Annotated in this window: 9 protein-coding genes; 2 read left to right on the top strand and 7 right to left on the bottom strand. The window is 34.6% G+C overall.

Translation table 11 applies throughout. From position 1 onward, the window contains the following. Positions 1 to 356 precede the first annotated feature (356 nt). Positions 357 to 959 (top strand): metallophosphoesterase family protein, encoded by a 603-nt coding sequence (locus RRY75_RS13130; RefSeq protein WP_332493875.1) that lies wholly within the window; start codon positions 357 to 359, stop codon positions 957 to 959. Positions 960 to 1008: 49 nt separating this feature from the next. Here RRY75_RS13130 and RRY75_RS13125 read toward each other — a convergent pair whose 3' ends face one another. The 3 genes from RRY75_RS13125 to RRY75_RS13115 form a co-directional block, all read right to left on the bottom strand. Next, on the bottom strand, positions 1009 to 2964 hold the full coding sequence (locus RRY75_RS13125) for a BMP family ABC transporter substrate-binding protein (protein WP_332493876.1): 1956 nt from the start codon (positions 2962 to 2964) through the stop codon (positions 1009 to 1011). 41 nt (positions 2965 to 3005) lie between these two features. Then, positions 3006 to 3365 (bottom strand): hypothetical protein, encoded by a 360-nt coding sequence (locus RRY75_RS13120; RefSeq protein WP_332493877.1) that lies wholly within the window; start codon positions 3363 to 3365, stop codon positions 3006 to 3008. Positions 3366 to 3477: 112 nt separating this feature from the next. After that, on the bottom strand, positions 3478 to 4233 hold the full coding sequence (locus tag RRY75_RS13115) for a DUF3298 and DUF4163 domain-containing protein (RefSeq protein ID WP_332493879.1): 756 nt from the start codon (positions 4231 to 4233) through the stop codon (positions 3478 to 3480). Between the two features lie 221 nt (positions 4234 to 4454). On the opposite strand from RRY75_RS13115, the gene RRY75_RS13110 reads away from it, so the two are divergent. After that, positions 4455 to 5825 carry an aldehyde dehydrogenase family protein gene (locus RRY75_RS13110; protein ID WP_332493880.1) on the top strand — a complete coding sequence of 457 codons (1371 nt, stop codon included), beginning with the start codon at positions 4455 to 4457 and terminating at the stop codon, positions 5823 to 5825. 64 nt (positions 5826 to 5889) lie between these two features. Here RRY75_RS13110 and RRY75_RS13105 read toward each other — a convergent pair whose 3' ends face one another. The 4 genes from RRY75_RS13105 to RRY75_RS13090 all read right to left on the bottom strand — a co-directional run bounded on the left by RRY75_RS13105 (position 5890) and on the right by RRY75_RS13090 (position 9388). Then, positions 5890 to 6132: a hypothetical protein gene (locus tag RRY75_RS13105; RefSeq protein ID WP_332493881.1), complete on the bottom strand. Its 243-nt coding sequence runs from the start codon at positions 6130 to 6132 to the stop codon at positions 5890 to 5892. 54 nt (positions 6133 to 6186) lie between these two features. Further along, the gene (locus tag RRY75_RS13100; RefSeq protein ID WP_332528825.1) at positions 6187 to 7149 is read right to left on the bottom strand and encodes a tyrosine-type recombinase/integrase; all 963 of its coding nucleotides are present in this window, start codon (positions 7147 to 7149) and stop codon (positions 6187 to 6189) included. A 478-nt stretch (positions 7150 to 7627) separates the two neighbouring features. After that, positions 7628 to 8461 carry a formate/nitrite transporter family protein gene (locus tag RRY75_RS13095; protein WP_332493884.1) on the bottom strand — a complete coding sequence of 278 codons (834 nt, stop codon included), beginning with the start codon at positions 8459 to 8461 and terminating at the stop codon, positions 7628 to 7630. A gap of 57 nt (positions 8462 to 8518) precedes the next feature. Then, the gene (locus RRY75_RS13090; RefSeq protein WP_332528035.1) at positions 8519 to 9388 is read right to left on the bottom strand and encodes a hypothetical protein; all 870 of its coding nucleotides are present in this window, start codon (positions 9386 to 9388) and stop codon (positions 8519 to 8521) included. Positions 9389 to 9750 lie beyond the last annotated feature (362 nt).

Raw genomic sequence — 9750 nt, 5'->3', positions numbered from 1 at the left:
TAAGCACGCCGCCAGCGTTCATCCTGAGCCAGGATCAAACTCTCAATATAAAAATCGATTTACGTGAGTAAATAAATTTTTAGCGCAACTTCCGTAGAAAGTTAAGCTCTGTTTGTCGAGTTAATCGCTTGACAATTTGTACTGTTAAGTAGTACTGACTTTGAATCTTTAAGATTCGTTTTGAATCGACTGGTTTAATGGTTATTATTTAGTTGTATGTGGCTCAGTGATGAGCACTTGTATATCTTAGCAAGTAAAAGTTTGAATGTCAACACATAAATTGTAAAAATATTGTTCAAAATACATTAATTTTAGTGTATAATTAGAATGCACACTGATGGCAAAGGATGAATAAAATGAAAATACTAATTGTTTCGGATGTAGAAAGTACATATATATGGGATCATTTTGATAGAGAAAAGTTTAAAGATATTGAACTGATTATTTCTTGTGGGGATTTAAAAGCCTCCTATCTTTCTTTCCTAGTAACGATGATTCCAGCACCCCTTTTATATGTACCTGGGAATCACGATGTAAGGTATTTAGAACAAGAACCTGAAGGCTGTATCAGCATAGATGATACGATATTCACCTATAAAAATATAAAAATTGCTGGTTTAGGTGGCTGTATAGAATATACAGGTGGTGCGTTTCAATATACTGAAAAAGCTATGTATAAACGCACAAAAAAACTAATGAAAGCTTGCCAACGAAAAGGAGGTCTAGATTTATTTATAACTCATGCCCCTTCACTTGGTATTGGAGATGGAGATGATTGGGCACATAAGGGGTTCGCATGTTTCCACGAAGTTTATCAAAAACTTTCTCCTAAGTATCATTTACATGGGCATCAGCACTTAAACTATGGTGCGCAAATGAAGCGACACCATACGGTGAATGAGACACAGGTTATTAATGGTTATTCTTATTATATTTTAGATTATCCTGACCCCAAATAAGGGAATAAGGATAAGGCCTCTAACATGATTTTATGTTAGAGGCCTTTTTTTATGCTTCACTGTGTACAATATTTTTCATATAACTAAAAGGATCTGTCGGTTTAAGGTCTTCATTGTTAGGTAAATCCCCTTCTACCCCTTCTACGAGCCAATCCATGTTAATGATTGCTTCATAGTCACAAACTTCACCAGTTTTAACACGTAAAACCTGATTTTGATCATAAATAGGTCCTGTAAATGGATTAAATTCATTACGAGTAATGGCTGCTTTAACTCCTTCGATTAAGATTTTCATCTGATTGTTAATATGACGGTTAGAATAAAGGACATCTACAATACCTGTATTCATTCCTAACCAGAAATTGAGTGGTTGGTCTGTATCTGAGATATCTGCCAGTGTTTTCCAAGTTCCACTTAAAATATTTCGGATGACACTTTCATAAAAGACACCCCAGTTCCAAATGGCCATCGCATAATGTCTCTTATCTTGTTCACCTACAGCATAAACTCCATATTCTTTAGACATATCACCTGGAACGGGTAAGTCCTCATTAGAAATAATATCTACACCTGCTTCCATAAGGTGTTTGGCCACGTCTTTTCCTTGTTCAGGATTATCCCATCTATAGGTCCACATAGCCTTAACTTTAGCATAAGGATTGACTGCACGTACACCTAATGTAAAGGCATTTAAGCTAGACACGACCTCTGAAATAGGATAAGGCGCAATATAGCCAATCACATTAGTTTTAGTCATTGCGCCTGCAATCATCCCCAAAATATAGCGTGGCTCATGAATACGTCCGAAATATAAAGTTAAAGACTTATAGGAATGTGTGCCTGCACAGTTAAAGAACTTCACATCAGGATATTGCATTGCTGCTTTTAAAGCAGGCGCAACAAATGTTGGACTCGTTGTAAAGATAATATCGTACTTCTCTTCGGCCAACTGTTCAAGCACTAAATAGGCTTCACTATTTTCTGGTACATTGATAATTTTAGTTGTCTGAATTTGATCCTCAAATATATTATTAATGTGGAGCCTGCCAAGTTCATGACTATAAGCCCATCCAGACGTTTCAGGTGCTTTAGCATACACAAAAGCAATCTTTAGCTTGCGTTTTATTGTTAAGCGATCTGTTAAAGAACTTAACATTCTCTTTTTCTTAGGTGCTTGGAGGGCATCTGTTTTAACATTAGCATCATCTTGTTCAATGACCTCTAACTCTGCAATGAGTTTTTGAATGTATGCTTTGTGATTAAGACCAGTTACTTCTTCAGGCAATCCATAGATTTTTAAGAAGTTTAAAAGGGCATCACCTGTTGTCAATTTGAGCCTAGCACCACCCTCTTTGAGATAAATTGTTCTAAATGGGCGATAAATATCCGCTATAAATTGCTTTCCTTTGGAGTCAAAGAAATTTTTAGACCATTGATATTGGTCAATAAATTCATTGAGCTCTTTGAAACGTCCAGGCTGAGTAAACCAAATGGTATTAATATGAGTGTTTTTATAAAAGTCCATAAATTCGTAATAAATGGTATTGACTTTATTCATAGGATCTCTTTTGGGGACTAAGCGCGTAACATAAGCATTAAAAGAGGTTGCCCCTACAAATTTCAAAACACTTACTCGTTTATTTCCCTCTACAACAAAAAAGCGGTTTAAGTATTCATAAACCTTGACTGGTTCACGAATGCCCTCTTCTACATGAGCATCATAAAGATGCATCCATTTATTAGCAAACTCAGTACCTATTCCCATAAGTGGCATAAAATTATGGGCAAAAGAAACACTTCTTGAATGGGTATACGTTCCAATAATTTTATCAATAGGAATTTGGACAAGGCCAAGGGATACTTCCGAAAGAATTTCACTTGATTGCATCACACCATCTAGTGAAGGTAAATATCCTATTTCTCCTTTGTTGACCATAGTATTCCAAGACTGTTTGGCACTTTTGTTGGCTTGTTCATAAATACTTTCAAGCTCGATCTGATTCATATATTCACCCCTATATTAGGTATATTCTTAATATGTAAAAATTAGTGTCTTTTGAAAGTTTCAACGGTGTCTACACTCAATCCCCATGTCAGTATGCGTCCCTCTAAATTATAATACATTTCAAATTGTTTATCTTCTATGTTATAAAGCAACTGATTGGGTGAAAGAATTTTATAAGTTGACATTTGAGTACTATCATTTAAAGATAGTGTTCCGTTTTCATTAAAGCCCACAACGTCACCTGTTTCGGTAGAAACCCACTTGCCTACAAGCTCTGGTTGGTTGTAACGTTCAATGGTATATAAACATCCACCACCTATACCTAAAAGGCACATAGTACCTATGATCACACGGCTTACAGGATGCATTTTTCTGCTTTTTTTTAACTTATACGTTGCCATTGTTAATCCCCCTTTTGATGATTACTCATTATACTATAAAAATGCCCTTTTTACAATGTTTCCCTACTGATATAAGCCTAGAATAAAAGAGCCTAATATCACTCATTAGGCTCTAAAACTGATAAGAAAGTGCTACTTCATCTAACATTTTGGTGGTTAAAGTAAATTCCATGAATCCTGTTGTGACAGGTATTACTTCATTTAAATTAAAAACAAGGACTAAATCACCATTAGGCTTAATATAGAAATTTTGATTTTCTTGAATTTGTAAATGAGCATAAATCTCATCTTGTAATAAAGCTTTTGCGTCCGTTCGTTTTTCAATTTGTTTAATAAGAAGGCTCTGAAGAGCTTCTTTATATTCTGCTTCTTGACTAAACAATTGATCCAGTGTGAGGATAGTATCATTTTGAAGATTTAAAGTTACATATTGATAAGAAGGTATGCCGTGGGATCCTCCTTGGTAAAGATAGTCAAAGAAGGTAACGAGAAAGTACGGACTTTTCGTTTCCTGTACAGTATATTGGCTGATAAGCTCATATTTTACTTTAGAAGTATTATATTTTGCTTCTTTGACGAATTTCTTTTGCAATGTTGTTCCATGCTCTTTAAGAACCGCATTGATTTTCTTTTCTGCCTTTTTATCAGCTAAGCCGCTAATAGCAGGGTAACTTATTTGGCTATGCCATTTTTCATCTTCTTGTACATGATTTTGTTCTTCAACTTGTAATTTCATTGGAACAGCCATAACAAATATAGCTGTTCCTGGTGTATCTTTAGTACGTTCATTACTTGTTTCTTCAGCATAACAAGGAAAAACATTTAGAAAAACACTTACCAAAAGTAAAAAAGCTATTTTCCTAGTCATTTCAAATCCCCCTGTTCATCGATGAAGTTACAAATTTAGTATGTGTGCTTTTTGACATCTTTATAAGAAGCAAACATTTGCAAAACTGTTTTCTATTTCATTGTATAGGTAAAAATAAGGTTTGATTTGTAATTTTATTGGATAAAACGATAAGGAGTAGTATACTATAAAAGAGAGCATGATTTAAAAATGATTCGGATGAAACGATTGAGGTGTAATGAATGAAAGATATGACAGAACAAATTCAATATATGCATCGCTTTTTTAAAACAGGCAAAACTACTTCTTTAGACTTTAGACTTTATTTCCTAAAAAAATTAAAAAGAATACTTTTGACCCATCAAGAAGAAATTGCCAAAGCCTTATATTTAGATTTTAAAAAACCGTATTACGAAACATATATGACGGAGATTTATATGGTGCTTCAAGAACTTGAGCACACGCTAAAATCTCTTGCATGTTGGTCTAAACCAGAAACATTTGGAGCATCTTTTCCCGTTTTAAAAGGTAAAACAACAGTAACGCGTAAGCCTTATGGATTATGCGCCATTTTTTCACCTTATAATTACCCTATTCAATTGGCATTATCTCCTTTAATTGGAGCAATTGCTGCTGGTAATTGTGTGGTACTTAAAGTCTCAGAATATACACCCCATACCTCTAAATTTTTAAAACGTCTTTTAGCAGATGTATTTCCAAGTCACCTCGTATGGACAGTACAAGGTGATGGGGCATTTTGTGAAAGTCTTTTGAACCAGCCCTTAGATTATATTTTCTTTACAGGAAGTACACAAACAGGTAAACAAGTCATGGCACAGGCTGCTAAGCACCTCATCCCTGTTACATTAGAACTAGGTGGAAAAAATCCTGTGATTGTAGACTACAGTGCAGATCTTAAACTGGCTGCTAAGCGCATTGCTTGGGGGAAATTTATGAATGCGGGCCAAACTTGTGTAGCGCCTGATTATGTATTAGTTCATGAAAATGTAGTGGAGCCATTTTTAGAACTGCTCAAGGCAGAAACGATTCGAATGTTTTCTGATAAGGCCAACTTATCACGACTTGTTAATGAAAGGCATTATGTCCGCGTTTTAAAGTGCATGAATGAAGATGCAATTTACTACGGTGGTCATTTTGATGCAGAGGACTTTTATGTCGAACCTACTATTCTATACCCTATCAAACCGAGAGATGAGTGTATGCAGGAAGAGATTTTTGGGCCTATTTTGCCTGTTATCACATTTAATACACTAGAAAGTGCCATTGAAACAGTTCAACGGTTTCCAAAGCCATTAGCTTGTTATCTTTTTGGAGAAGATCAATTACGTATTCAACATTTTTTAAGAAATCTTTCTTTTGGTGGTGGATGTGTAAATGATACAATCATGCATCTCACTCATACACAGGCACCATTTGGTGGTGTAGGTTACAGTGGCCTAGGTGCCTATCACGGTAAATATAGTTTTGATACATTTTCAAGACCACAGACTATTTGTTATAGTTCAAAATTAGAACTTCCTCTTCGTTACCCTCCTTATGCACATACATTACCACTTGTTCAGACCTATATCAACAAGCGCTTTAAGAGATAGAAAATGCCGATGCTCCTCATATATATCAAGGTGTATCGGCATTTTTCTTTAAAAGGAATCGCTACTACTCATCACATTCATATCCTGTACAAATACAATCATGACCTGTCTTTTTCTTAAGGACATTCAATGCATCTAAAAAGTTATCAATTTCCCCAATTTCCATACGGTCATTGGTGTGGACTTCGTAGAGCTTACCTTTATTAAAATCCCTCAGGGTATACGTACACCCTTCACTTTCATCTTTATAAATACATCTATAACCTTCTTGATATTTTTCTTTGAGCGCATCAACCTTAGATGGCATAAAAAAACCTCCTTTTAAGTTAAGATAACCTAAAGTTAGGGGTTTTATACCTTTCTACCTTCTGTCGAAATTAAGCTTTTTGATTTCATTTTGTTTTTGACTCGCTTCAATTTCATGGGTATAAATAGATAAGGTAATGGAAGGATTACTATGAGAAATCAATGAAGATAAAGTAGTAATATCCATTTTTGCTGCAATACAATAAGAAGCAAAAGTATGTCTAAAAATATGAGCATGAATATGGCGTCCTAAAACAGTCGAAAGTTTAAGCATTAAATCATGTAAAGACCTTGACGCTAAATGACTTGTCACATCATTTCTGCTTGGAAAGAGGTACGAAGAATGATTAAGAAGTGATTGAATCTCCTTATTTTTAAGTTTTTCAAGCTGTTCCTTATAGACTTCTAAAAAGCTTAAAAGACTTGGATGAATGGGAATATTGTTATATTTAAAACCTTTGGCTAGTAGCAAAATACTATTGCTTTGCAAGTTAATATCTCCTTTTTTGATGCTCACAGCTTCTGTAGCACGGCATCCAGTATAAAGTAAAATACCGATTAAAAGACGATTTCTTACCCAACAATAATATAAATAATCAAAGTGATTACTCGTACCTAATAACTTTCCATTTTGTTCGATTTGACCTTCTATGTAATCAATGAGCTCTTCTATTTCTTCTGTTGTCAAAATTTCTTTGGGTGCTTTAGTCTTACGCATTTTTATAGGGTCAATATATTCATATACGCGCTGATCACACAATCGCTTTTCGTAGCAAAACTTCAAAAAACGATGAATCACCACACGTTTGCGCTTAAGACTGGCAGGTTTTAGATTTTGGCTTTGCAGGGTAATAAGATAGTCTTGAATGGTTTCAAACGTAATGGATTCTAAATCTGTTATATCCAAACTACTTTCCCACTGGGATAAATCTTGCATATAGGCTTTAAGAGTGTGCGGAGAAAGTTGCATCCCCTCTAAAGCAACTTTAAAGTAATGAATACTTTTTTGAATAGTCATACAGGCTCCTTTCTAGCGCATACTAAACTGATAACATAACATTCCGTAAAAAGAACATGTTTTTTAACTGTACACTATATAGACGATGAAATCAATAAATAACCTAAAAGAAAAGTAGGAGGTAGATAATTAGTTTATCTACTGACCTCTCACACCACCGTACGTACTGTTCAGTATACGACGGTCTTCATTTTGGCTATCGCCTTTGGATGGACTCTCAGTCTCATTCCCTCTTTATTCTTGTAGAATGAAAAACCTAGAAATTCAACCGTATTTCATACACTTTGTTTCCATACGTCCATGAGACCTCCCCAGGTAAGTACACAATCTTTCCTTCCATCGATCTGCCACATTTACACCATGGATTTCCGCGTAGTTCAGGGCTTTAGTCTTAAGAGTGTGCCCATGCTGGGTACACTAGAAAAAAGGGGCTGTATCATAACAGCCCCTTTTTATAGTTTATTTTATAAGTTTCAATCTATTGTACTGGTTTTGTGCATTTTTTGTAGATGATATAGTAAGCAATTCCTACTAAGATACCTCCGATAAAGTTTCCGATTGTTACTGGAATGACGTTATTGACAAAGAAGTTTCCCCAAGTTAAAGTATCTAACTTATCAAGTGCAACGCCTGACATTTCAACCAGTTCTGGATTCATTTTAATGAATAGACCAACAGGTACATAGTACATATTAGCAACAACATGCTCTGCACCACTGATTGCAAAGGCGAAGATTGAAAAGAAACCAGCCAATATTTTACCTGTTACATCTTTTGCTGAGTAGATCATCCAAATTCCAGCACATACAAAGATATTACAAATGATAGCTAAGCAAAGTGCCTCTGTAAAAGGTAAGTTTGATTTTGTGATTGCTGTTTTTAACGCATATGCAGCAAAACCACCCTCACTCATTCTGAATAAGCCTGTATTAGCTTGTAAGAAAGCAATAAATACAGCCCCTACAAAGTTCCCTGCAAGTACAATGCCTAAATTCTTAAAAAAATCGCTTATTTTTGTACGTTTTTCTAAAGTTGATAAAACAATAAGACAGTTTCCTGTAAATAAGTCAGCGCCATTTAATACAACAAACATAAGTCCAATAGGGAAAACTGCCCCCGTTACTAATTTTGCTACACCCTTATCGTGAATAGCATGTGCTGCGGTTGATGAAGCTAATCCCCCAAGTGCGATGTAGACACCAGCCATTACAGCCATTAAAAATACAGCCATCAGTGTACGGTTCACTTTTGCATGACCTGCATCTGTTGTATACTCTACAATTTCATTTGGTGCTAAATAATTTTTTGCCATTTTATACACTCCTTTTCCAATCTAAGAGTATATCAGTTTAGAGACCATATTTCAACATTATTTCTTGAGCTTTTCATCTTTTAATAAAAAATCTTGGATTTTAGACTGAAGTTCTTGCATTGCATTATAGTGAGTCTCTTGCATTTGACGCTTTTCTTCGTTAAATGCAAGATTTTGCTCAAGAAGATAATTTTTAAGTTCAAGTGTTTGCTTATCTTTGAGAGATGTTACTTCTTGTACATGTTTTTCTGTTGCTAACTTAACGGTTTCTTTACTTTTTTCTACTTCTCTTTGACTAAACCAAAGTTCAGAAGCAATTTCATCATTTCTTATTTGTAAACGTTCATTTTCAGCTGTACGCTCTTCAATTTCTAACTCTAACCTCCCCCACTTACTATTTTCATCTTTTAGACGTTCAATTTCTTCTTCATATTTTTCACAAAGTGTACTATGTTGTTTTATTTGTTGTTTTTGTTCCTGGATGATTGCTTCTAACACTTCTGAATCCTTTTTTAATCCACAGATTTCAGCTTCTAACTTTTTATTTTCCTCCTTGAAAGTCTTTAATGTTTCATCTTGAAGTTTCTTAATAGTTTCCTCAAGTGTGGTTTTTTCTTCCAATACCTTCATTTTTTCTTCTTCTTTTTCTCCTAAGATTTGTTCCACTTCACTCAAGCGATCTTCTACGATGAGATTGACTCGTTCACTCATATTTAAATACATCATTTGAATACGTTGTAATAACCTTTGAAGTTCATCTATATCTTGTACTAACATGTGGTCTGATTGTTTTTGCTGCTCTAATTTATACGCTCCTAGCAATAAATTCATAAACTCCTTTCCTGTTAATTGGGTGTTTTTCATTAATTCTGCAAGCTCATTTTTCATATCTTCTGGGACTTTTACCCCAAATGTTACATCTGCCATTTTATAAACTCCTTTGAACAGTTAACCAAGATTTCTTGGTTAACCTTTTTAATTTAGTTAACTTTGTTGATTTTTCACTAGTTAACTAAAGTTAACTTATATAAATACATTAACATATCCGCATTGGATAATACAACCCACCACAGATAATTATGTATTATCTGTGGTGGGTTGTTGAATTAAAAGAGGATAAGATGATATAAGATAGGATAAGGAGATGAAAAATCAAATGGGGATAAAGTAAGAATATAAAAAAGGATAGGCCAGAATTATCTGCAAATTATCCAAAACAGCTAGAAAACCTTAATTAAACGGACATCCAAAGAGGCTAGCTATAGCATTAGGGTATACACTGTTAAGCT

The sequence above is a fragment of the Niameybacter sp. genome, assembly GCF_036655075.1.
GTDB lineage: Bacteria > Bacillota > Clostridia > Lachnospirales > Cellulosilyticaceae > Holtiella.
Note: the sequence above shows the minus strand (reverse complement) of the source record. Positions and strands in the feature narration are given on the sequence as shown.

Excerpts from the sequence above, each read along its gene's own strand:
- RRY75_RS13100 (WP_332528825.1), bottom strand. The coding sequence starts at position 7,149 with ATGACTATTCAAAAAAGTATTCATTACTTTAAAGTTGCTTTAGAGGGG.
- RRY75_RS13130 (WP_332493875.1), top strand. The coding sequence starts at position 357 with ATGAAAATACTAATTGTTTCGGATGTAGAAAGTACATATATATGGGAT.
- RRY75_RS13105 (WP_332493881.1), bottom strand. The coding sequence starts at position 6,132 with ATGCCATCTAAGGTTGATGCGCTCAAAGAAAAATATCAAGAAGGTTAT.
- RRY75_RS13115 (WP_332493879.1), bottom strand. The coding sequence starts at position 4,233 with ATGACTAGGAAAATAGCTTTTTTACTTTTGGTAAGTGTTTTTCTAAAT.
- RRY75_RS13120 (WP_332493877.1), bottom strand. The coding sequence starts at position 3,365 with ATGGCAACGTATAAGTTAAAAAAAAGCAGAAAAATGCATCCTGTAAGC.
- RRY75_RS13110 (WP_332493880.1), top strand. The coding sequence starts at position 4,455 with ATGAAAGATATGACAGAACAAATTCAATATATGCATCGCTTTTTTAAA.
- RRY75_RS13090 (WP_332528035.1), bottom strand. The coding sequence starts at position 9,388 with ATGGCAGATGTAACATTTGGGGTAAAAGTCCCAGAAGATATGAAAAAT.
- RRY75_RS13125 (WP_332493876.1), bottom strand. The coding sequence starts at position 2,964 with ATGAATCAGATCGAGCTTGAAAGTATTTATGAACAAGCCAACAAAAGT.
- RRY75_RS13095 (WP_332493884.1), bottom strand. The coding sequence starts at position 8,461 with ATGGCAAAAAATTATTTAGCACCAAATGAAATTGTAGAGTATACAACA.